The organism is Allobosea sp. ASV33, from assembly GCF_016428755.1.
GTDB lineage: Bacteria > Pseudomonadota > Alphaproteobacteria > Rhizobiales > Beijerinckiaceae > Allobosea.
The window spans coordinates 30,236-53,281 of the sequence record NZ_JAELTI010000013.1 but is presented as its reverse complement, the minus strand read 5'-3'; the positions used below and the strand labels follow the sequence as shown (position 1 = coordinate 53,281).

At 66.5% G+C, this 23,046-nt stretch carries 21 protein-coding genes and 1 tRNA gene; 2 read left to right on the top strand and 20 right to left on the bottom strand.

All coding sequences use genetic code 11. The features are described from left to right. Positions 1–3: 3 nt before the first annotated feature. From rplL to tuf, 12 genes are all read right to left on the bottom strand, one after another. On the bottom strand, positions 4–384 hold the full coding sequence (gene rplL / locus JHD80_RS06400; protein ID WP_199085544.1) for a 50S ribosomal protein L7/L12: 381 nt from the start codon (positions 382–384) through the stop codon (positions 4–6). Positions 385–433: 49 nt separating this feature from the next. Next, positions 434–949: a 50S ribosomal protein L10 gene (gene rplJ, locus JHD80_RS06395; RefSeq protein WP_113586819.1), complete on the bottom strand. Its 516-nt coding sequence runs from the start codon at positions 947–949 to the stop codon at positions 434–436. Positions 950–1,463: 514 nt separating this feature from the next. Continuing rightward, positions 1,464–2,162, bottom strand: a complete 699-nt coding sequence (rplA, locus tag JHD80_RS06390; RefSeq protein WP_199085543.1) for a 50S ribosomal protein L1 — start codon at positions 2,160–2,162, stop codon at positions 1,464–1,466. Between the two features lie 10 nt (positions 2,163–2,172). Continuing rightward, complete coding sequence (gene rplK / locus JHD80_RS06385; RefSeq protein WP_038358273.1) at positions 2,173–2,604, bottom strand: 50S ribosomal protein L11; 432 nt, start codon at positions 2,602–2,604, stop codon at positions 2,173–2,175. A 157-nt stretch (positions 2,605–2,761) separates the two neighbouring features. Continuing rightward, the gene (locus tag JHD80_RS06380; RefSeq protein WP_199085542.1) at positions 2,762–3,361 is read right to left on the bottom strand and encodes a cytochrome b; all 600 of its coding nucleotides are present in this window, start codon (positions 3,359–3,361) and stop codon (positions 2,762–2,764) included. After that, positions 3,358–4,971 (bottom strand): methyl-accepting chemotaxis protein, encoded by a 1,614-nt coding sequence (locus tag JHD80_RS06375; protein ID WP_199085541.1) that lies wholly within the window; start codon positions 4,969–4,971, stop codon positions 3,358–3,360. Before JHD80_RS06375 ends, JHD80_RS06380 begins: the two co-directional genes overlap by 4 nt. 103 nt (positions 4,972–5,074) lie before the next feature. Next, positions 5,075–5,608: a transcription termination/antitermination protein NusG gene (gene nusG / locus JHD80_RS06370; protein WP_199085540.1), complete on the bottom strand. Its 534-nt coding sequence runs from the start codon at positions 5,606–5,608 to the stop codon at positions 5,075–5,077. Positions 5,609–5,622: 14 nt separating this feature from the next. After that, positions 5,623–5,817 carry a preprotein translocase subunit SecE gene (gene secE / locus JHD80_RS06365; protein WP_199085539.1) on the bottom strand — a complete coding sequence of 65 codons (195 nt, stop codon included), beginning with the start codon at positions 5,815–5,817 and terminating at the stop codon, positions 5,623–5,625. Between the two features lie 132 nt (positions 5,818–5,949). Then, entirely contained in the window at positions 5,950–6,711 is a 762-nt protein-coding gene (locus JHD80_RS06360) for a class I SAM-dependent methyltransferase (RefSeq protein ID WP_199085538.1), read from the bottom strand. A gap of 55 nt (positions 6,712–6,766) precedes the next feature. Continuing rightward, positions 6,767–6,842 (bottom strand) — tRNA-Trp (locus tag JHD80_RS06355). A gap of 61 nt (positions 6,843–6,903) precedes the next feature. Next, the gene (locus JHD80_RS06350; protein WP_199085537.1) at positions 6,904–7,803 is read right to left on the bottom strand and encodes a dihydrodipicolinate synthase family protein; all 900 of its coding nucleotides are present in this window, start codon (positions 7,801–7,803) and stop codon (positions 6,904–6,906) included. Between the two features lie 191 nt (positions 7,804–7,994). Beyond that, positions 7,995–9,185 (bottom strand): elongation factor Tu, encoded by a 1,191-nt coding sequence (gene tuf / locus JHD80_RS06345; RefSeq protein WP_173045788.1) that lies wholly within the window; start codon positions 9,183–9,185, stop codon positions 7,995–7,997. 148 nt (positions 9,186–9,333) lie between these two features. Here tuf and JHD80_RS06340 point away from each other — a divergent pair, with 148 nt between their 5' ends. Next, positions 9,334–10,404 carry a linear amide C-N hydrolase gene (locus JHD80_RS06340; protein WP_199085536.1) on the top strand — a complete coding sequence of 357 codons (1,071 nt, stop codon included), beginning with the start codon at positions 9,334–9,336 and terminating at the stop codon, positions 10,402–10,404. Between the two features lie 36 nt (positions 10,405–10,440). Here JHD80_RS06340 and pncB read toward each other — a convergent pair whose 3' ends face one another. Together pncB and JHD80_RS06330 are read right to left on the bottom strand one after the other, a co-directional pair. After that, a complete protein-coding gene (pncB, locus tag JHD80_RS06335) occupies positions 10,441–11,715 on the bottom strand; it encodes a nicotinate phosphoribosyltransferase (protein WP_199085535.1) in 1,275 nt (424 codons plus the stop codon). Positions 11,716–11,783: 68 nt separating this feature from the next. Then, positions 11,784–13,634: a TRAP transporter large permease gene (locus tag JHD80_RS06330; RefSeq protein WP_199085534.1), complete on the bottom strand. Its 1,851-nt coding sequence runs from the start codon at positions 13,632–13,634 to the stop codon at positions 11,784–11,786. A gap of 170 nt (positions 13,635–13,804) precedes the next feature. On the opposite strand from JHD80_RS06330, the gene glpD reads away from it, so the two are divergent. Then, positions 13,805–15,349 (top strand): glycerol-3-phosphate dehydrogenase, encoded by a 1,545-nt coding sequence (gene glpD, locus JHD80_RS06325; protein ID WP_199085533.1) that lies wholly within the window; start codon positions 13,805–13,807, stop codon positions 15,347–15,349. Positions 15,350–15,355: 6 nt separating this feature from the next. Here the strand turns inward: glpD and JHD80_RS06320 are convergent, their stop codons facing one another. From JHD80_RS06320 to JHD80_RS06295, 6 genes are read right to left on the bottom strand one after another with little or no spacing between them, the layout of a single operon-like run. Further along, the gene (locus tag JHD80_RS06320; RefSeq protein WP_199085532.1) at positions 15,356–16,126 is read right to left on the bottom strand and encodes a hypothetical protein; all 771 of its coding nucleotides are present in this window, start codon (positions 16,124–16,126) and stop codon (positions 15,356–15,358) included. 37 nt (positions 16,127–16,163) lie between these two features. Then, positions 16,164–18,899 (bottom strand): type VI secretion system ATPase TssH, encoded by a 2,736-nt coding sequence (gene tssH / locus JHD80_RS06315; protein WP_199085531.1) that lies wholly within the window; start codon positions 18,897–18,899, stop codon positions 16,164–16,166. An 11-nt stretch (positions 18,900–18,910) separates the two neighbouring features. Further along, positions 18,911–19,975 (bottom strand): type VI secretion system baseplate subunit TssG, encoded by a 1,065-nt coding sequence (gene tssG / locus JHD80_RS06310; protein WP_349237220.1) that lies wholly within the window; start codon positions 19,973–19,975, stop codon positions 18,911–18,913. Further along, on the bottom strand, positions 19,972–21,933 hold the full coding sequence (gene tssF, locus JHD80_RS06305) for a type VI secretion system baseplate subunit TssF (protein ID WP_199085562.1): 1,962 nt from the start codon (positions 21,931–21,933) through the stop codon (positions 19,972–19,974). The genes tssG and tssF overlap by 4 nt, the downstream gene beginning before the upstream one ends. Before the next feature lie 2 nt (positions 21,934–21,935). Further along, complete coding sequence (locus JHD80_RS06300; RefSeq protein WP_248311420.1) at positions 21,936–22,484, bottom strand: type VI secretion system baseplate subunit TssE; 549 nt, start codon at positions 22,482–22,484, stop codon at positions 21,936–21,938. Positions 22,485–22,543: 59 nt separating this feature from the next. Further along, a complete protein-coding gene (locus JHD80_RS06295; RefSeq protein ID WP_199085530.1) occupies positions 22,544–23,026 on the bottom strand; it encodes an Hcp family type VI secretion system effector in 483 nt (160 codons plus the stop codon). Between the last annotated feature and the right edge of the window lie 20 nt (positions 23,027–23,046).

Sequence of the window (23,046 nt, the reverse complement as noted above, 5' to 3'; positions counted from 1 at the left end):
AGCTCACTTGAGCTCGACCTTGGCGCCGACGGCCTCGAGCTGCTTCTTGAGCTTCTCGGCCTCGTCCTTGCCAACCGACTCCTTGACCGGCTTCGGAGCGCCTTCGACCAGGTCCTTGGCTTCCTTGAGGCCCAGGCCGGTGATGGCGCGGACTTCCTTGATCACCTCGATCTTCTTGTCGCCGGCCGAAGCCAGGACAACGGTGAACTCGGTCTGCTCTTCAGCAGCGGCGGCAGCGCCACCGCCAGCAGCCGGACCAGCCGCAACGGCGACGGCGGCGGCGGCGGAAACGCCCCACTTCTCTTCGAGCATCTTGGCGAGGTCAGCGGCCTCGAGAACGGTGAGCGACGAGAGATCGTCGACGAGCTTGGCGAGATCGGCCATGTTTAACTTCCTGTCTTAAGAGGTTCGAACGATAAGGGTTTGCTGGCTATCAAGCCGCATTCTTGTCGGCATAAGCCTGAACCACGCGAGCCAGCTTGCCGGCGGGCGCGTTCGTGAGCTGCGCGAGCTTCGTAGCCGGGGCCTGGATAAGGCCGATGAGCTTGGCGCGCATATCGTCGAGCGAGGGCATCGTGGCCAGGGCCTTGACACCATCGGGGTTCAGGGCGGTCGTGCCCATCGCGCCGCCCAGGATGACGAGCTTGTCGTTTTCCTTGGCGAAAGCGGTGGCGACCTTCGGCGCCGCGACCGGATCGTTTGAATAAGCGATCAGGGTGGGACCCGTCAGCAGCTTGCTGATGGACGCGACGTCGGTGCCTTCAAGAGCGATCTTGGCCAAGCGGTTCTTTGCGACCTTAACAGTGGCGCCATTCGCCTTCATCTCGCGACGAAGCTTCTGGAACTGGGCCACGGTCAAACCCGCATAGTGGGCCACGACGACGACCGACGTGTTCGCAAACACATCGTTCAGCGACGCGACGGCATCTTTTTTTGCCGCTTTATCCACTGGGCTCTCTCCGGTAGGCGACAAGCTTTGAGGGCTCGCCGCCGGTTGCAAATGCCGCTTCCCGAAACCCCGGTTGACACCGGCGTCCCGCAAAGCGACGCTTGGTGCCCTGTCCCCGCTCCCGACCCCTGAGGGTCACGATCGGGCGAGATGGTTCGAACCGTCTTGTCCGGATCTCGCGATCCGGGACTAAGCTCTTGCACCGTCTATGCAGGCCTCTTGGCGAAATTATGCTCCCGGACGAACCGGGAAAGCACCTGCAGTCTCAGACAGGACTGGATGATTCTGGCCTTGGAAATCACTTTCCGCGGCCCCAATCACCCATTCTTCAGCGGAAAACCGCCGAAAAACGCGAAACAGACCCCTTCGTGCCAGGCACGCCGGAGCCCCTTCACTCATGGAAACAGGCGTGCGTATAGCGCCTTCGCCTGTTCCTGCCAAGTAGGCTCTTGACTTCACGAAATCAAGAGCGGGTGGGCGACCGGTCAGCCGGCCGCCCTTCCCTCGTAGCTTGTCAGCCGCCGATGACGGTGTTCGGCTCGATCTTGACGCCCGGGCCCATGGTCGACGACAGGGCGACACGCTGAATGTACGTGCCCTTGGCGCCGGCGGGCTTGGCCTTGGCGACGGAGTCGACGAAAGCCTTGATGTTCTCCGAGAGCTTCTCGGCCGAGAACGAGGCCTTGCCGACCGCAGCGTGGACGATACCGGCCTTCTCGACGCGGAACTCGACCGAACCGCCCTTCGAGGCGGCGACGGCGGCGGTCACGTCCATGGTGACGGTGCCGACGCGCGGGTTCGGCATCAGGCCGCGCGGGCCGAGCACCTTACCGAGACGGCCGACGAGACCCATCATGTCCGGGGTCGCGATGCAGCGATCGAAATTGATCTCGCCCTTCTGGACGGACTCGACCAACTCCTCGGCGCCGACGATATCGGCACCAGCGGCCTTGGCCTCTTCGGCCTTGGCGCCGCGGGCGAAGACGGCGACGCGCAGCGTGCGGCCCGAGCCGTTCGGGAGGTTGCAGACGCCACGGACCATCTGGTCGGCGTGACGCGGATCGACGCCGAGATTCATCGCGATCTCGACGGTCTCGTCGAACTTGGCGTTGGCGCGTTCCTTGATGAACGTGACAGCCTGGTCGAGCGAGTACAGCTTGGTGCGGTCAATGCCTTCACGGCCCTTGACGACGCGCTTTCCGATATGTGCCATGATCGCCCCCTCAGCCCACGACTTCCAGGCCCATCGAGCGGGCCGAGCCACGGATCATGGCCGAAGCCGATTCGACGGTGTCGCAGTTGAGATCGGCCATCTTCTTTTCGGCGATCTCGGCGATCTGCGCAGTGGTGACCTTGCCGACATTGCCGCCCTTGCCCGGAGTCTTCGAGCCCGAGGTCAGGCCGGCGGCCTTCTTCAGCCAGTACGAGACCGGCGGCTGCTTCATCTCGAAAGTGAAGGAGCGATCGGCATACGCGGTGATGATCACCGGGATCGGCATGCCCTTTTCCATCTGCTGGGTCTTCGCGTTGAAGGCCTTGCAGAATTCCATGATGTTGAGGCCGCGCTGACCCAGCGCCGGACCGATCGGCGGCGACGGATTGGCCGCGCCCGCCGGAACCTGAAGCTTCACGTAACCCGTGATCTTCTTCGCCATGATGGCTGCTCCTGCCGTCCGCTCCGATGCCTATCCGGAACGACGACGACCCCGCCTGCCGATGCTCTTCATCGGGGCCGGGGTGGTTGCAGTGCGTGGTGCGGCGCCTGTGATCCGGCTGGCGACCGGCACGCCTCCCACGCGGTTGAGGCCGGGCCTATGGCATATCCGGACGCGGAAGGGAAGAGGTTTCGGTGCTCGCCGGCTCTTTCGGATGGGCCGCCGGAGCTTGCCGGATATAGTCGTCGAGCGCGAGGCAGATATGCAGCGCGACGAGCCCGATCAGCCCGAAGGCCAGGATGGCATGCCCCTGGAACAGCGCATCGGCATAGCCTGCGCCTTTCGGCCAGATCGCCGGGAGCGACAGCCCGCCATAGATTTCGCGCGCCCCGAAATCCGAGATGCCGGCCAGCCCGAGCAGCGGAATCGCGACCAGCATCCCATACAGGACGCGGTGGACCGCCCGCCCGCCCGCGCTCCGGGACCAGCGGCCAGCAAGGCGCTGGACGATGCGATAGGCCAGCCGGCCCATGACCAGCAGGAGCAAGGCGAAGCCTGCCGTCTTGTGGAAGGTCATCAGCGCGTCGGCCCAGGGCCCGCTGCCGATTTCCTTCATCAGGATGCCCACGCAGAACATCACCAAGATGAGGACCGCCGTGCTCCAGTGCAGCACCTTCGCGACCAGCGGAAAGGCATGCGCGTCGATGCGCCGCGCAGGGGCGATCGCGATCGCCGGAGAATCGGCCGTCATCGTCATGCCTGCCTGGCTCCCTGCGTATCGGCCATGAAGCTGTCGACCGCCTGCCGCAGGGCCGCGGCCTGGCCGTCGATATCGGCGGAGGTGCGGGCCATGCGTTCCGTCATCCTGCGCCAGTCCTCGAACATGCCGGCGACCTGCTCGACCTGCTCGGCCGTGCCACGCACATCGCCGGCGGTCCGGGCGGTGCCGGCATTGATCGAGCGCGATGCCTCGTCCTGCCGGCGGGCCAGCTCCGCGATGGCATCGGCTGCGGTCTCGACATCGTTCACCGAGGTCACCAGCGCCCCGATGCGCCCCGTGATCCGCTCGGCCGCCGTGCCGATCGAATCGAGTCCGCGCCGGACATGGCCGGTCGCCTCCGCCGTCCGGTTGGCGAGCTGCTTGACCTCGGCCGCGACCACGGCAAAGCCGCGCCCGCTCTCGCCGGCGCGCGCCGCCTCGATCGTCGCATTGAGCGCCAGCAGATTGGTCTGGTTGGCGACATTGCTGATCAGCGTGACGACGGCCGAGATCGACCCCACCGCCTCGCGCAGCATGACGCTGTCGTCGGCGGCTTCCTCGACAAGTGTCTTCGCCCCGCCGGCGATGCCCGACGCCCGCCGCGCTTCCTCGGCCGTGATCGCGAGCAGTTCGGCGATTTCATTCAGGGATGAGGACATCTCGTCGACATGAACGGCTGCGCGTTGGCTCGACTGCGCGGCCGCACCGGCATGCTGGTCGACGAAACCGGAGAGCTGCGACAATTCGTTGGACGCGTCCGTCATGCTCGCGGCATGGGTTTCCAGCGCGCCGGCGATATGGGCGATCCCGTCCTGGAACGCCTGACCGCGAACCCGCAGGGCCTGCTGCCGCTCGACCTCTCCGGCCAGCGAGGCCAATCGCTTGCCGGCCGCGTCCTGCCTCGCCTTCTCGTCCGAGAGATGCGCATGCAACGCCCGGCCGAGCATGCCGATCTCGTCGCCGCGGCGCGCGAGCCGGCGGACCCAGCCGGAATCCTGCCCCGGCGCACCCAGGGCCGTCGCCATGGTCGCGATCGGCCGTACCAGCCAGCGATGCTCGAAGGAGATGATGAGGGTCACCAGCACCAGCCCGAGCGTCACCAGCAGCAGCGTGTTGTGCCGGGAGTTTTCGACATGGGTGCCGAGCGCGTCGCTGACGCCGGCAATCGCGCCGTTGAGGCTCACCCGCAACTCGTTGCGATGCGTCGCAACCTTGCGCAACGCATCCCGCATGACAGCCTTCTCGGCGTCGCTTTTGCTGGCCAGTTCCTGCAAGCCGAGCACCGCCTGACGCGCCTGCTCCGCAGCCTCGCCCCCGCTCTGGACGGCAACGATCGACATCGCCGCGATCAGGGTTTCGATATCGCCGGCGAGATGGTCGCGCTCCTGACCGGAAACGATCGCCACGACCACGCGGCTATAGGCGGCATCGGTATCCGAGAGAGCCGCCGCGGCACCCGCCTGCGCTGTGATCGAGCGGGCGAAACCGGCGAGCTTGACCGAGCTGATGAACTGCGCGGCGCCGAAGACGCAGGCGAGCACGCCCAGGATCAATGCCCAGAGCGTGAGGCGCTGGCGCACCGTAGCCTTGAAGAAACTGGGGAACATGGTGCCCTGCGCCGGATGACCGCGCAGAACATGGCCCAAGTGATCTTAAAAGCCGATTAACCTAACGAAAACAGCCCGAAGCGCGCTTCGGGCTGATCTGGCTTCAGAGCTTCTCGACCTGGCTGTATTCGAGCTCGACCGGCGTAGCGCGGCCGAAGATTGAGACCGCGACCTTGAGCCGGGCACGGGCGTGGTCGACATCCTCGACGACGCCGTTGAACGAGGCGAAGGGTCCGTCCGCGACCTTGACCTGCTCGCCGACCTCGAAAACGATCGTCGGCTTCGGCCGCTCGACGCCCTCGGCGACCTGGCCCTTGATCCGCATCGCTTCGCTCTCGGGGATCGGCATGGGCTTGGCCTTGTCGGCGCCCAGGAAGCCGGTGACCTTCGGCGTGTTCTTGATGAGGTGGTAGACCTCGTCGGTCATCTCGCACTTCACCAGAACATAGCCCGGGAAGAACTTGCGCTCGGCCTCGACCTTGCGGCCGCGGCGGACCTCGACGACCTTCTCGGTCGGAACCAGCACCTCTTCGAACTTGTCGGCGAGGTTGCGCTGCCCCGCCTGATCGCGGATCGACTGGGCGACCTTGTTCTCGAAGTTCGAATAGGCGTGGACGATATACCAGCGGGTGCTCACGTTCGTAATTCCGTTCAACGGGCGCCGAGGATGAGACCGAGCACCCAGCGAATGACGGTGTCGGTGAAGAGGAAGAACAGGCTGGAAAGGACGACCATCGCGAGCACGAGGCCCGTGGTGATCAGCGTCTCGCGGCGCGAAGGCCAGGTGACCTTGGACGCCTCGGAGCGCACATCCTGCAGGAACTGGAAGGGATTGGATTTCGCCATGAACCACCTCGGGTTCCGATCCGGCCCGCGCCCCTGCGCGATGCCGATTCGGCCGTCCTGAAACATTCGCGGCGCGGGACCCGGGGAGGGTCGCGCGCCGTCATGGCTAGCCTCTTACATCGCTTGCAGCCTTTAGCCAAGCCCCTTTCGGGCAGCTCTCTCCTCGTGCCGGCTCGCCGCGATCAGCAGGAAAAACGGCCGTTCGCGCTCCTTCGCCCAGCCCGGCTCGTCGGCGACCTGCTCAGGGCTCGGCGCCCATTCCACCAGCCTGTCCAGCCGGAAGCCAGCGCCCAGCAAGAGGTCGAGATAGGTGCCGATGGTACGGTGGCGCTTGACCACGCCCTCCGCCAGCCAGTTGCTGACCCGCCTGCCCTCGTCGTGATAGCCGTTGACCGGCCAGGCCGCGCGGCCGTCGGCATCGACGAGCCATTCCTGCCGCGCGGGCGCCGTCATGATCGGATGCTCGACCGAACAGACGAGGCAGCCGCCCGGCTTCAGCGCCGCATGAACCCGCCCGAACAGCCCGGCGAGGTCCTCGACATAGTGGAAAGCGAGCGAGCTATAGGCGAGATCGAAGGCACCGGCCGGCGGCGCATAGGTTTCGAGATCGGCGCGCTCGTAAGCGGCGCGGGAATCGGGCGTCTCGCGCTGCGCCCGCTCCAGCATCTTCTCGGAGACATCGACGCCGAGCACGCCCGCAGCCCCCTCGCCCGCCGCGAAACGGCTAAACCAGCCGAAGCCGCAGCCGAGATCGAGCACGCGCTTGCTTGCGAGTTCCGGCAGCATCCCGCGCAGCACAGGCCATTCCGGCGCACCGTCCAGGCCGTGCACGGAACGCGGCAGCTGGCTGTAGCCCGCGAAGAAGGTCTCGTCGTCGTAGATGTTCTGGGTCATGGATGCCTCGCCAACCTGCTTGGGCATCCGGGCTTGACGTCGCCAGTGGGACGACTGGCAGGGGCAGCAGGGCTCGAACCCGCGACCTGCGGTTTTGGAGACCGCCGCTCTACCAACTGAGCTATACCCCTGCAGGTGGGCGTCATGTGCCCCAAGGCGCGGCGCATTTCAAGTCGAAATCGCTGATCATCCTCATTTGCTGTAGGGGCCGAGCTCCCGCGCATAGCGCGCGACCAGATTCAGCCCGAATTCGGTGGGCCTCAACGCCGGGCCGCGGTCATGGATCGGGATGCCCGCCCGCGCCCCGAAGATGCGTTTGCCGTAGCAAATCAGCGTCTCGATCGATTGCATGATGAAGGTGATCGCCGGCAGCACGTCGCGATAGGCGGCATCCGCCCCGGCTTCGTCGCCAGCCTTGTAGCGGGCATAGGCGCGCAGCGCATAATCGATCGTGTCCGGCGCCAGGATCATGCCGGCGCAGCCGGCACGGAAATTATCGATGAGCTCGAGCCCGCCGCGCCCGTTGAGAATCGGCAGGCGGCCTTCGGTCACCGCGATCAGGCGCTCGATCTCGATGGCCGAGCCCTCGCCCTTGATCAGGCTGATGTTCGGATGGCGCCGCGTCAGCTCGCGGATATCCTCCGCCGACAGGCCGCGGCCCATATAGGCCGGCGCGTTCTGGATCGCGACCGGCAGCGACGTCGTCTCGGCGATGCGGCCGAAGAAATTGATATACTCGGCCACCCCGAAACTGCCTACCATCGGCGGCTGTAGAATCACCCAGTCGGCGCCGTTCTTTTCCGCGACCTTCACCAGCGCGGCCTGCTCCGCCACCGAGGAGCCGAAGATCGTGAAGGCGAGCGGCTTCCTGCCCGCCACATCCTCCGCCATCCATTCCATCACGGTGCAGCGCTCGATGAAGCTCAGCTTCGAGACTTCGGTGGCGAGCCCGAGCGCAGCCATGCCGTGCACGTCGAGAGCGAGGCTGATCTCAGTCTGCTTGCGCATCGCCGCCCGGTCGAGCCGTTCATGGTCGTCGAACAGCGCAAAGACGATCGAATGGATGCCTGGAAACGGCGGCTTGAACGGCATGGACTGGCTCCTCCGCAACGGGAGCGGCTGGTCCGCTCTCTCGCAGCGATTGAGAGCATGGAATGCACAGCCCGAGCAGCTCAGTTGGCCTTGGCCGCCTCTGCGTTCACGGCATGGCTCCGAAAAGCCGTCGCAAAAAGAAAAAGGGCGGTGTCGCCACCGCCCTTTCCAAACCAAATCGTGCAGGACGATCAGGCGATGATGCTGGCGACGACGCCGGCGCCGACGGTGCGGCCGCCTTCGCGGATGGCGAAGCGCAGCTTCTCTTCCATCGCGATCGGGGCGATCAGCGTCACCTCCATCGAGATGTTGTCGCCCGGCATCACCATCTCCGTGCCTTCCGGCAGCGAGACCACGCCGGTCACGTCCGTCGTGCGGAAGTAGAACTGCGGGCGGTAGTTGGTGAAGAACGGCGTGTGACGGCCACCCTCTTCCTTCGTCAGGATGTAGGCCTCGGCCTTGAACTTCGTGTGCGGCTTCACCGAACCCGGCTTGCACAGCACCTGGCCGCGCTCGACGTCCTCACGCTTCGTGCCGCGCAGCAGCGCGCCGATGTTGTCGCCGGCCTGGCCCTGGTCGAGCAGCTTGCGGAACATCTCGACGCCCGTGACGGTCGTCTTCACGGTGTCCTTCAGGCCGACGATCTCGATTTCCTCGCCGACCTTGACGATGCCGCGCTCGACGCGGCCGGTCACCACCGTGCCGCGGCCCGAGATCGAGAACACGTCCTCGACCGGCATCAGGAACGGCTGGTCGATCGGACGCTCCGGCTGCGGGATGTAGTCGTCGACCGTCTTCATCAGCGCGATCACCGCGTCATGGCCGATTTCCGGCGTGACGTTGTCGAGGGCGGCCTTGGCCGAGCCCTTGGTGATCGGGATGTCGTCGCCCGGGAAGTCGTACTTCGAGAGGAGCTCGCGGATCTCCATCTCGACGAGCTCGAGCAGCTCGGCGTCGTCGACCAGGTCGACCTTGTTCATGAACACCACCAACGCGGGAACGCCGACCTGGCGCGCCAGCAGGATGTGCTCGCGGGTCTGCGGCATCGGGCCGTCGGCAGCCGACACCACCAGGATCGCGCCGTCCATCTGCGCAGCACCCGTGATCATGTTCTTCACGTAGTCGGCGTGGCCGGGGCAGTCGACGTGAGCGTAGTGGCGGGCCGGGGTCTCGTACTCGACATGCGCGGTCGAGATCGTGATGCCGCGGGCCTTCTCTTCCGGCGCCTTGTCGATCTGGTCATACGCCGTGAACGACGCGCCGCCAGACTCAGCCAGAACCTTCGTGATCGCAGCCGTCAAAGACGTCTTGCCATGGTCGACGTGACCAATCGTTCCAATGTTGCAGTGCGGCTTGTTGCGAGCGAATTTCTCTTTGGCCATGACACCCTTGTCCTCGAAGGCGGCCCTTCGGGCCTAGAAACGCGGGTCGCATTAGGGGTTTTTGCGCGGGGATGCAAGATTGGTCATGGAAGGCCGTCAAGGCGCGGTCTCCCGCGCTTCGAGAACGCCGCAGATCGGAGGTCGAGCGATGCCCCGAAACACCCGCCCCGCACGGCATCACCTGGCAGCACTTGCCATAGCGGGCACCGTCCTGGCCGGCGAGGCGGCACAGGCCTGCACGCGCTTCGTCTATTTCGGGGCCGAGGGCCGCGTCATCACGGCGCGCTCGATGGATTGGAAAAGCGATGTCGCGACCAATCTCTGGATCATGCCGCGCGGCGTTGAGCGCACCGGCGAAGCCGGCCCGAACTCGATCCGCTGGACCGCGAAATACGGCAGCGTCATCGCCTCGGGCTATGACATCTCGACCACGGACGGCGTCAACGAAGCCGGGCTTTCGGCCAATGTGCTCTGGCTCGTGGAATCGGAGTATCCGAAATTCGAGGCCGGCGCGAAGCCGGGCCTGACCATCGCCGCCTGGGCGCAATATGCGCTGGACAATTTCGGCACGGTGGCCGAGGCCGTGGAAGCGCTGCGCCAGGAGCCGTTCACAATCGTCACCGACGCGGTCCCCGGCGAGACCCGTCTGGCAACGCTCCATCTCTCGCTATCGGACGCGACCGGCGACAGCGCGATCGTCGAATATATCGGCGGCAAGCAGGTCATCCACCACGGCCGGCAATATCAGGTGATGACCAACTCGCCGATCTTCGACCAGCAGCTCGCCCTCGACGCCTACTGGAAACAGATCGGTGGCACGGTGATGTTACCCGGCACGAACCGGGCGGCAGACCGTTTCGCCCGCGCCTCCTTTTATGCGAACGCTATCCCGAAATTCGACGACCCGAACCGGGCCGTCGCTAGCGTCTTCAGCGTGATCCGCAACGTCTCGGTGCCGTTCGGACTGAACACGCCGGAAGAGCCCAATATCTCGTCGACGCGCTGGCGCACCGTCGTCGACCACGCCCGCAAGCTCTATTTCTTCGAATCGGCGCTGACGCCGAACACTTTCTGGGTCGACCTTAAGAAGATCGAGTTTGCGGCGGCCGGCACCCGCAAGCTCGATCTCGGCCCTGACCAGGACCATGTCTATGCCGGCGATGCCACCGAGCGTTTCATGCCCGCGAAGCCGTTTCCGTTCCTGGGCCTTCAGCGCTGACGAGCCGGAGTACCGGCCCGTCCGGTCGGATGCCGATCAGATCCCGAACACCCGCCGATAGCGCTTCACCGCTTCCGGATCGCCCGAGACCTTCTCTGGGTTGTCGGAGAGCTTCACCGCCGGGCGTCCATTCGCCTTGGTGACCTTGCAGACCAGCGAGATCGGATCGAGCGCGCGCGAACCGTCCGGAGAGCAGCCGACGAGGTCGTTTGTCAGGTCCGTGCCCCAGCCGAAGGCCATGCGGACCTTGCCGTCGAAATGGTGGTAGACGCGCTCGATCGCGTCGACATCGAGCCCGTCGGAGAAGACCAGCATCTTGTCGCGCGGGTCGCGCCCATGCTCGCGCCACCAGGCCATGATCGTCTCGCCGGCCGGGATCGGCGGCGCGCTGTCGGGGCGGAAGCCCGTCCAGTCGGCGACCCAGTCCGGCGCATGGCGCAGGAAGCTCTGCGAACCGAAGGCGTCCGGCAGCGCGATCAAGAGGTTGCCGCCATAGACCTGGCGCCACTCGTCGAGCACCCGATAGGGCGCGCGCAGCAATTCCTCGTCCGAATCGGCAAGCGCCGCCAGCACCATCGGCAGTTCATGCGCATTGGTGCCGATCGCTTCCAGATCGGCATCCATCGCGAGCAGCACGTTCGAAGTGCCGGTGAAGGCCGAGCCCAGCCCTTCCTTCAGCGCCTCGACGCACCAGCGCTGCCAGAGATGGCCATGGCGCCGCCGCGTGCCGAAATCGGAGAGCTTGAGGTTGGGCAGCTTCTGCAGCCGCTCGACCTTGTCCCACATCTTGGCCTTGGCGCGAGCATAGAGCACGTCGAGCGAGAAGCGCTTCTGGCCGAGCATGACGCGCCTTGCCCGCAGCTCGTTGACGATCGCCAGCGCCGGCACCTCCCACATCGTGCTGTGGGTCCAGGGTCCCTCGAAATGCAGCTCGTACTGGCCGTCGACCTTGCGCAGGTCGTAGTCGGGCAACTGGAAATCGGCGAGCCAGGCCATGAAATCCGGCGAGAACATCTGCGTCTTGCCGTAAAAGCTGTTGCCGGCGAGCCAGATCAGTTCGTTCTTGGTGAAGCGCAGCGAGCGGGCATGGTCGAGCTGCGCCCTGAGCTCGCCCTCGTCGACGATGTCCGCCAGCCGGATATGCTTCGAGCGGTTGATCAGCGAGAAGGTGACCTGCACGTCCGGATGGAAGGCCCGGATCATCTGCAGCATCAGGAGCTTGTAGAAATCCGTGTCGAGCAGGCTGCGGATGATCGGGTCGAGCCGCCAACCGTGGTTGTAGGTCCGCGTCGCGATGTCGGTGAAGATCATATCGAAGTCCGGGCCGGCTCACGGCGTAGGCGGTGGAACGGCGCGGGCGCCGGGCGAAGGAAGGCGCATCAGAACAGCGCCTTGAGCCCCGGCGCAAGCGCGGGCCACGCAGCCATGCCCAGCGACAGCACCATGAGGGCGACCAGCAATACGCCGAGCAGCGGCAGGACGGCCCGGAAAACCGCGCCCGCCGGCACGCGCGTGATGCCGCTGACGACATAGACGAGGATGCCGAGCGGCGGCGTCAGCCCATGGATCATCAGGTTGACGACCAGCACCACGCCGAACTGGATCGGATCGAGCCCCGCAGCCACCGCGACCGGCAGCAGCAGCGGCGCCAGCAGCAGGATCGCCGCGCCGATATCGAGAAAGACCCCGGCGACCAGCAGCACGAGATTGGCGAGCAGCATCACTGCATAGGGCCCGGCGCCGAACGCCGTGACGAGCCCGGCCATCTGCTCGGAGACGCGATCGACCGCGAGCAGGAAGGCGAAGGGCGCCGAGGCTCCGATCAGCAGGCCGATCGCTGCCGCCTCGGCAGCCGATTTCCGCAGGGCCGCCAGGACGCCGTGCCCGTCCAGGCTGCGCAGCGCGAGACAGGTGACCGCGGCATAAGCGACGGCGAGCGCCGAGGCCTCCGTCACCGTCACCACGCCGAAACGGATGCCGACCACCACGACGATGCCGAGCCCGATCGCGGGAATGGCGCCGATCAGCGCCCTGCCCCGCTCGGCCATGCTCGCCTTCGGCGCCGCATCGACGACGCCGCGAGCACTGAGATGGATGCCGACGGCCAGCGCCAGCGCCAGCACGCCGCCCGCGACGAAACCGCCGACCAGCAGAGAGCCGACCGAGAGATTGGTCGCGCTCGCCAGGATCAGGAAGGCGATCGACGGCGGGATGATGTTGTCGAGCATCGAGACGCCGGCGACGATCGCCGCCGCGTTCGCTGGCGGATAGCCGCGCGCCACCAAAGTCGGCGCCATCACCTTGGCCCCGAAGGCGGCGTTGGCCACAGACGAGCCGGAGGCCCCGGAGAACAGCACGCTCGCGACCAGCGCCGTCTGTGCCAGCCCCGCCCGCCAATGGCCGACGAGCGTCGTGGCAAAGCGGATCAGGCGCTCGGCGAGCCCGCCTTCGGTCAGCAATTCGCCGGCCAGCAGGAAGAACGGAATCGCCAGCAGCAGGAACTTGCCGACGCCACCGACCATGGTCTGCACGATCGCCGGCTCCGGCATCAGCCCGCCGAACGGGCCCGTCAGCGAAACTCCGGCCAAGAGGGCGAAGGGCAACGGCGCGCCGAGCAGCAGCCCCGCCCCCGCGACGAGCGCGGCAACCAAGCTCGGCGTCGGAAACAGATCGAAGGCGAGCTGCGCCAGCGCGTAGAGGCATGCGCCGAGAACGAGTGCCGCGACGGCGCCCGCCCAGCCCCGCTCCTGCCCGGCCCGCAGGAACAGCGCCAGAATGGTCAGCCCGCCGCCGCAGGCGAAGACGGCGAAGCGCAAGGCTTCCGGCAGTCCGAGCACGGTGGAATGCCCTCCGACATGCCCGGCGACGCTTGCCCCGCCAGCCGCCAACACCATGGCTCCCTGGAAAGCGATCGCATCCGCGAACACGGCCGCGATCCGGCGCGGCAGCGCCGGCAACAGGCGCACCAGCACATCGAGCCGCATCGCCAGCGTCCCGGTAACGGCGAGGGGCGCGCCGACCGCGATCAGCGCCAGATTCAGCCAGATCGCGAGTTCGTCGGACCAGACGAAGCCGCCGCCGAACAGATAGCGCTGGAGAACCGCCGCCATGACCACGAGAAACAGGGCGGCGAGGATCGCAGCGCCGGAATATTCCAGCACCATGCGAAGGGCAGCCTCCGCCCGCTCCGGGAAACGGCTCCCGCGCTCTCGATCGTCCGACTGGCTCATCCCGCCGCCATCCCCGTCCGGTTGTCTGCCGGTCTCGGGCACGCCCCGTCAAGCCGCCGGAATTGACATCATCCTCGAATTGGCCGCAGGAGCAGACTTGTGGCGCGGTCTCGGCCGGGATTGGATGGCGCCATCGCTCAAGCCTTTTCCAGCCTTTCCAGAAGACGCGCATGGCTTCCGAAACGACATCGCCCTTAGCCGGCTTTGGCACCGACCCCACCACGCCCTACGACCTCGCCGTCATCGGCGGCGGCATCAATGGCTGCGGCATCGCCCGCGACGCGGCCGGGCGCGGCGCCTCGGTCGTGCTGTTCGAGAAGGACGATCTCGCCAGCGCCACCTCCTCGCGCTCGACCAAGCTGATCCATGGCGGCCTGCGCTATCTCGAGCATTACAAGTTCAGGCTGGTGCGCGAGGCGCTGATGGAGCGCGAGCGGCTCTGGGCCATCGCGCCGCATATCATCCGGCCGCTGCGCTTCGTGCTGCCACATCACAAGGGCCTGCGCCCGGCCTGGCTGCTCCGCCTCGGCCTGTTCCTCTACGACCATATCGGCGGCCGCAAATTGCTGCCGGCGACGCGCACGCTCGACCTCGCCCATGACGCCGCCGGCAGGCCGCTGAAGGACGACCGGGCCAAGGCCTTCGAATATTCCGATTGCTGGGTCGAGGACGCCCGCCTCGTCGTGCTGAACGCGATGGATGCCGCCGTCCGCGGCGCCGCGATCCATACCCGCACCCGCGTCACCGCGGCACGGCGCGAGAACGGGCTCTGGCAGCTCGACACCGACGGCCCGGAAGGCCGGCAGATCATCTGGGCGCGCACGCTCGTCAACGCCGCCGGCCCCTGGGTCGGCGATGTCCTGAACGGCGTGATCCACACCAACGCCAAGGCTGGCGTCCGCATGGTCCAGGGCAGCCATATCGTCGTGCCCCGACTCTACGAGCACGACCGCTGCTACATCTTCCAGAACGCGGACGGCCGCATCATTTTCGCGATCCCCTACGAGCAGGATTTCACGCTGATCGGCACGACCGACCGCGACTATCACGGCGACCCCGCCGAGGTCGTCGCGACGCCGGACGAGATCGCCTATCTCTGCGCTGCCGCGAGCGAATATTTTCGCCAGCCCGTCACGCCGGAATCGGTGGTCTGGACCTATTCGGGCGTGCGCCCGCTCTATGACGACGGCGCATCCAAGGCGCAGGAAGCGACGCGCGACTATGTGCTGACGCTCGATGCGCCCGAAGGCGAAGCGCCGTTGCTCTCCGTCTTCGGCGGCAAGATCACCACCTATCGCCGCCTCGCCGAGGCCGCGATCGCGAAGCTCGCGCCGCTCGCACCCTGGGCCGCCCGCGCCGAATGGACGGTTGCAGGCGCGCTGCCCGGCGGCGATTTCCCCGTCGGCGGCTTCGACAAGCTGGTCGGTGAGATTGCTGCTGCCTATCCCTGGCTCGAACGACGCACGGCGACGCGGCTTGTCCGCGCCTACGGGACCCGCGCCCGCGACATCCTCGGCGACGCGAAGAGCGTGGCCGATCTCGGCCGCCATTTCGGCGCCGATCTCTACGAGCGCGAGGTGCGCTACCTGATGAAGGCGGAATGGGCGCGCCGGGCGCAGGACGTGCTCTGGCGCCGCGGCAAGCTCGGCTTGCGGTTGTCGAAGGCGGAGAGCGAAGCGCTCGACGACTTCATGCAGGACGCTGCGTCGGTCTAGGCGCGTTCAAGGGATCCAGGCCGGCGGCCTGACGACGATCACCTTGCCGGTTCCGTCGACCTGGATGTACTTGCCGTTGCTGCTAGTCTTGACCCCGTCCCAGCCAAGCCTGCCGTGCTTCGGGCCGAAATGGCCGGAGCCGTCATTGGCGCCGTTGGAATGCGCGATCAGCAGCGCGTCCGGCACGACATTGGTGTAGGACACCAGCGCGATATGGCCGGGCTTGCGGGTTTCCAGCATCTTGTCGGTCATCCAGACCACCATGTCGCCGGTCCGGATCTCGTCGAAATCCCAGATCAGGGCGCTGGGAAGGCCCGGCGGCTTGCCCGCCTTGGCGGCCCCGACGAGGAACGGGCAGCCCGCGCCGCCCGAATACTTGTCGATGCTGATCCGCTTCATCTCGTTGTAATAGGCGACGACGAAGCCGGTGCAGTCGACGCCGAGGCTCTGGTCGGCCCAGGCCTGGATCGTGTCTTCGGTCGCCTTGCCGGTGTCGAGGGCGAGATTGAGGATATGCTCGCAATCGCCCGGGCTGACCTTGCCCATGCTAGCGCGGGTGAAGGCTTTCTTGTCGACGCTGAGCTTTCGCTTCGCCGCCTCCTGCAGGACGAGGCTGCGCTTGGTCGCCCCCGCATCGGAATTATGGGTGCCGATCATGTATTTGTTGATCGAGACCAGGGTGTCGCCCGCCGGCACGTTCCAGTAGCGGTCGACCCAGTCCGCCGGCGACGGCGAGCCATTGGCGATATCGGTCGGGTTGCTCGGATCCGGTACCATGGGCCCTCGCCTCGCTGGGATGTTGCGGAAAGGCGGCTCACGCCACGTGATAGGCGAAGCTGCCGTCCTCGACCGAGACCTTCGCCTCGGTCAGCGGCTTCTTCTCCAGTTGCAGGTTGAGGATCGCGCGGGATAGCGCCGGCAGCATCGAGTTGGTGATGATGTTGTCGATCATGCGCCCGCCCGAATCCGGGTCGTTGCACTGCCCGACGATGTGTTCGACCACGGCATCGTCGTAGACGAAGCTCGCCTTGTGATTTTCGGCCAGACGCTTGCCGATGCGCCCGAGCTGGAGCCTGACGATCCCCGCCAGCATGTCAGAGGACAGCGGATAATAGGGGATGGTCACGAGCCGCCCGATCAGCGCCGGCGGGAAGACCTTGAGCAGCGCGGGCCGCAGGCTCACCGCCATCACCTCGGGATCGGGCTTGGCCGCGCCGTTGGCGGACAGGCTCATGATCTCGTCGGTGCCGACATTCGAGGTCAGGATGATCAGCGTGTTCTTGAAGTCGATGCGCCGGCCGGTCCCGTCCTCCATCTGGCCCTTGTCGAAGACCTGGAAGAACAGCTCGTGCACGTCGGGATGCGCCTTCTCGACCTCGTCCAGCAGCACCACCGAATAGGGCTTGCGCCGCACCGCTTCCGTCAGCCGGCCACCCTCGCCATAGCCGACATAGCCGGGAGGCGCGCCCTTCAGCGTCGAGACGGTATGCGCCTCCTGGAATTCGCTCATGTTGATGGTGATGACGTTCTGCTCGCCGCCATAGAGCGATTCCGCCAGCGCCAGCGCGGTCTCCGTCTTGCCGACGCCGGAGGGGCCGCAGAGCATGAACACGCCGATCGGCTTGTTGGGATTGTCGAGCCGGGCGCGGTTGGTCTCGATGCGCTTGGCGATCATGCCGATGCCATGGCCCTGCCCGACGACGCGCTTGTTCAGCGTCTCGGCAAGGTTGAGCACGGTCTCGATCTCGTCCTTGACCATCCGCCCGACCGGGATGCCGGTCCAGTCCGAGACGACCGAGGCGACCGACTGCTCGTCGACATGGGCGTAGATCATCCGGTTGGCCGGATCGATCTCGCCCAGCGCCGCGAATTTGGCGTTGAGCACGGCGCGCGCATCCTCGGGATCAGCCGCGAGTTCGGCGGCCGGGGCCTCCGCTTCAGCAGGCGCAGGGGCTACGTTCTCGTTCGCCTCCGGCTTACCGTTTTCCGTCTTCGCCTCCCCGCCAGGCGCCTTCTCCCCAAGCTTCGCGCGCAGCGTCTTGATCTCCTCGACGATGGCGAGCTCGCCCGCCCAGGCGCCTTCGAGCGCCGCGAGCTTCTCCTGCCGCTCAGAGATCTCGGCTTCGATCTCGCCGAGGCGCTTGGTCGCATCGGTGCCGAGATCGGCATCCGCCGTCAGCGCCGCCTTCTCCTGCACCAGCGAGGAAATCGCGACACGCGCATCCTCGATCGCGGCCGGGGTCGCGCTCTGGCTGATGGCGACGCGGGCGCAGGCCGTGTCGAGCAGGCTCACCGCCTTGTCGGGAAGCTGCCGCGCCGGGATGTAGCGATGCGAGAGCGAGACCGCCGCCACGATCGCCGCATCCGATATGCGGACCTTGTGGTGCTTCTCCATCGGCCCGATCAGCCCGCGCAGCATGGTGCAGCAGCGCGCCACGTCCGGCTCGTCGACCTGCACCGGCTGGAAGCGCCGGGTCAGGGCCGGGTCCTTCTCGAAATACTGGCGGTATTCCGACCATGTCGTCGCGGCGATCGTCCTGAGCGTGCCGCGCGCCAGCGCCGGCTTCAGGAGGTTGGCGGCGTCGCCTGTGCCGGCCTGCCCGCCGGCGCCGATCAGCGTATGCGCCTCGTCGATGAACAGGATCACCGGTGTCGGCGAGGATTGCACCTCGTCGATCACCGAGCGCAGCCGCTGCTCGAACTCGCCCTTCATCGAGGCGCCGGCCTGCATCAGGCCGATATCGAGCGCGCAGACCCGCACGCCCCGGAGCGGTGGCGGCACATCGCCGGACGCGACGCGCTGGGCGAAGCCTTCCGCAATCGCGGTCTTGCCGACGCCGGCCTCGCCGGTGAGGATCGGGTTGTTCTGGCGCCGCCGCATCAGCACGTCGATGACCTGCCGGATCTCGTCGTCGCGGCCGAGGATCGGGTCCATCGTGCCGGAGCGAGCCTTGACGGTGAGATCCTGCGAGAAACGGTCGAGCGCGGTCGTGCCCTTCGCCCCCTCCGCCTGCTCGGCGCCGGGCGTGCCCGCCGCGCGCAAGCCCGAGCCGTCCATCGGCCGGAGGTTCTCTTCTTCCGAACTTTCCCAGATCTTGCCGTAACCTGCGGCGAGTTCCTCGACCGGGATCTTGGAGAATTCCTTGGAGAGCCCGCTCAGCACCCGGCGCAGTTCGGTCGATTTCAGCGCCGCGACCAGGAGATGGCCGGTCCTGATCTGCGTCTCTCCGAAGAACAGCGTCGCGTAGTGCCAGCCACGGTCGAGGATATCGACGATGTGGTTGGCGATGCCCGGCATCTCCGTCTCGTTGCGGCGGAAGCCCTCAACCACGCCGCCGAGCTCCATCAGCATCTTGGCGCGGTCGAGCTTGTAATGGTCGGCCGTCAGGGTCAGGTCGTTGCTGGTGCCCTGCAGGATCTGCAGCAGCCAATGCGCCAGCTCGACATTGCGGTTCCCCGCCCCCTTCGCCTGCCGCAGCGCCTGCAGGAAGGTGTCGTAGCCGACCCGGTTGAGCTTGCCTGTGACGGCTTCGAGGCTGATATCGGCCATGGTCGTCCCCTTCAATGTCCGGTGGCGGCGGTGCGGCTTCGTTTCAGGCGCAGGCTTTCGGCGGGATGGAAGCGGGCGTCGCGGCGTAGCGCGCCTTCCTCGACATCCCAGTTCGGCGCCATCCAGCTCGTCCAGCCGAGATGGCCGGACTGGCCGAGCCGGACCGGCTTCACCGCGCCGACCGGCAAGGCGAGTTCGACATCCCATTCGAACTGCTCGCCGAGGTGGAAGAACACCGCATCCGCCAGCGGCTCGCAGCGATCCCCGTTCGGCAGGAAGCGCTCGAACTGTTCGAGGTCGCGGGCGACGATCTTGATGCGGAACTTGTCCTCGACGCTGTAGACGCTGCCGCCCAGCAAGGCGTCGCTGCCGAGCGCGCAATGCGCCTGCCCAATCCGCGTGCGGTCCCCCGGATCGAAGGCCAGCCACATCCCGGCGAACTGCTCGATCTCGATATCGGCCTTGAACAACCCGGCGAGGAAGCGCCGCAGGCGCGAGGCCGATTTCGCCTGCGCACCGATCAGCCCGGCATGTGCGAGCTTCTCGGCATCCGGAACGCTGTCGCGCTTGAGATAAGGCTTCGAGCCCACCCCGATCATGCTGCCGATATAGGCGGCGAAACGGTCGAGGTCGGGCCGGTCATGCTGCGCGATCGGCCGGGAATCCGCCCAAGCCCGGTAGAACAATTGCAGGAAGCGGTGGTTGAAGATGTCGAGGAAGCGCGGGAACGCGTCGTCGCGCGCGATCTTCCAGTGATAGCTTTCCTCGGTCGTCGCCAGCGGCAATGGCCCCTGCGGCCCGAGCAGGCCCAGGAACTTGACGAAGAGCCGCATCCGCCCCTGCCCGTCGCGATCGGCTTCGGCGAGGCTCGACGCCGGAAAATCAAGATAGGGCTGTTCGCCCAGCGCGACATATTCGTCGCGGCGCGAAGCGACGTCGCCGACGCGCGGCCGGTCCGGAAAGCTGCGCTCCAGCCGGCGCATCACGGCGTAGAAGTCGAAGCGCCAGGGCTCGGCCTCGAGCTGCACCTGGTAGTTCGGGGCCTTCTCCAGCGGGGTGTCGGCGTCCTCGCTCACAGGATGCGCCTCGCGCCGGCCCGCGGCGGAAAGCGCATGACCTCGCCGCGCTCGACGGTGCGGATCACCGTCTGGGTGAAATGGTTCATCGCCGCATATTCGGCGAAGAAGCGGTCGAGCACCGCCCCGAGCAGGAAGACGCCGGAGCCCTCGAAGGCCTTCTCGTCGAGCAGAACGGTGATTTCGAGCCCGCGCGCAGCCCCGGTCCCCGCCCGCTGCGGAAAGCGGCGCACGACCGCGCGGCTATCCACGCCCTTGATGCCGCGGATGCGCCGTTCGGTCGCGCTATCGGCGAGATCGGCGAAAAGCGAGAGCAGTTCGCGCAGCGCCTCGCCGTTCTCGCCGGCCCCGCGCTGGACGAGGCCGAGATGGTTCAGGCTGATCAGGTTGACCAATCGCCAGGTCACGACGCCGGTACTCGCAGTCTCCGAGCGCAGCTTGAGCTGAGAGACGACCGGCTCGCGCGGCGGCGTCGGCCCTGCCAGGCAGGCGATATCGAGCGAGACATTGTCGATCAGGCGGAAATCGGCGCCGCCCTGCCCGGTCGGCAGATGCTCGGTCAGGTGCCGGTTGGAACAGAGCGCCCGCACGCTGAGCTCGGCCACCGAAGCGGTGTCGGAAACGCCCGCCGGCTCGACCAGCGAGATGAACATCTCCGTTCCCGTATAATCGGAAGCTTTGCCCTGCCGACGCTCGGCCGAGGAGCGACGCCGCGGCAGGCGGCGCTGCGTGTAATGCAGCCCCTGCGTCGGAGAGGCGCCTTCCGGCGAGGAATAGAGCGGATGGACCGGCTGCTTCTCCCGTCCGCCGACGTAATGCGCGTGGACGGAAAGGATGCTGTGCGGCTCGTAATCGAGCACGCGGCTGCGGTCGGGCACGACATGGAATTCGTGCTGGTTCGTCTTGACCGGAATGCGGTCCGTCGTCTTCTCGAACAGGTTGATCGCCGGCGCCGCGTAGAGCGCGAACATCTCCTTGCGCACGGCACCGGGCAAACGCGTATTGACCTCGTCGAAGACGAAGATGATGTCGACCGTCTTGGCCTTGAGCTTCGGCATGATGCCGCCGAGCCCTTCCAGCCGGAAGCCGAGGAACTTGCGCGGGAACCAGAACAGCTCCCGCAGCAGGTCGAAGCCGCGGAAGACGCGGGTATCGGCCGGCAGCAGCGCCTCGTCCTCTTCGAAGCCGACCTGTTCGAGCCGGCAGCCATCGCCCGGCGTCACCACGGGATCGCCGAATTCGTCGAGATGGCGGAAATGGATGCCGATGCAGTTCGCGAAGAGCTGCTCGTAGAGCGCGACCGCGTCACCCTCGCTGCCGAGCAGATGGAACGGCAATTCGCGGGTCCGGCAACCGGCGAACCAGCTCGCCGGATTCTTCAGCGCCTGCGCCGCGGAGGGCTCCTGCTCCCGGTCGGCCATCATCCGGTGGGTCAGCGAGATGCGCAGGCCCGCCAGCGCCCGCGGCCCGGTGCGCAAGCCGAGCGCCTGCAACGGCCCCGGCGCCGGGATGTATTCGGCGGCGGTGATCTCGAACGGCCAGAGCGTCACGTCGCCGCCCAGCCGGTAGCGGCAGGCGACCCGGCGCTCGCGCTCGAGATAGGTCGCGTCGATATAGGAGCCGCGCGCGATCCGCATGCCTTCGCGGAGCGCCGGGTCCGAATAAGTCGGAACGATCCCCGCCAGCAGCGCCGAGGGCGTCGGCGCGAGATAATTCGGCAGGAGTTGCTCGATCAGGTTGTTGGTGAATTCGGGGAACTCGTGACGCAGCTTGAGCTGGACGCGGGCGGCGAGGAAGGCCGCGCCTTCCAGCAGGCCGCCGACCATCGGGTCCATGCGCTCGCCGGCAAGCCCGCCGAGCCGCTCGGCAATGCCCGGATACTCCTCCGCGAACTCCTTGCTGTGCTCCATGAAGAGCCGGAGTTCCTGGTTGTAGAGGTCTAGAAACTCCTGGTTCATCGTCATCGGCCCTTGATGGCGATCTTGCCGGTATCGAGCTCGAGATCGGCAATGAACTGGACGGGAATATTCAGCGGTTCGCAATTCAGGTCGGCACGGACGAGGAAGCGGATCTTCAGCTCGGCGGGATCGAGGCTGCCGTCGCGCTCGACGGCGACCGACTTGCGGATGAGCCGCGGCTCGTAGCCGACCAGCACATTGGCCAGGTCCTCGCGGATCGCATCGACGCGGTGCTCGTCGATCGACAGCCGGGTCATATCAGGAAAGCCGTGGTTGAGCACTGAGCGGCGCACATATTCCAGCCCGGACAGGTCGAGGCAGGAGCCGAGATTGATGGTGTTGACCAGCGCGTCGAGATCGATCGCGATCTCGCGGCGCAGCTTCTGCTCGGTGATCGCGGCCCGGGGCGCGGCCCGGCGCGGCGCGATCACGCGTTCGCCGCCCTCGTCCCTCAGGTCGAGCGCGGTCCTCGCATCCTTTTCCAGATGCGCCTCCCGGAAGGCGAACATCAAGGGCGGCCGCAGCCGCTTCTTCGAGATCGGGTCGACCATGGCCACTTGCAGCCTCTAGACATCGGCTCCGGCGGGCGCCGGAGCCGATCTCCTTCGTTTTACTTGTGGTTGGCCTTGACGTCCCAGGTCATGGTGATGGGCGCGTCGAGCGAACCGTCCTGCTTCTGCGGCTTGTACTCGTATTTGATCTTGGCGTAGTTCAGCGAGAACTGGTCGGTCGGGATGCTCGAGCCGCCGGCGTGATCGCCGGACTGGTAGCTCGACACCAGCAGGTCCTCCAGCGTCACGACATAATAGTCCTGCTGCGTCTCGCCCTGCTTGCGGACGTAGAGCACCGCCTTCTTGATGTGCTTGCCGCTGGCGCAGGAGAGCGCCAGGTTGGCCGAGGCCTTGCCGACCGAGCTCGTGAAGTGGATGTCCTGGAAGCTCGCCTTGCCGGCGCCGCCGCCGGCATTGGATGCATGCGAGCCCTGGTTGCTGATGCCCCAGGAGAAGGACGCGACCTCGATCGTATCCTGATGCTTCTTGTCCTTGCTTTCGCCCTTGATGCCGTCGATCTCGAGCAGGAAGTCGCTAGCCATGTCTACCTCCAATGGTGGGA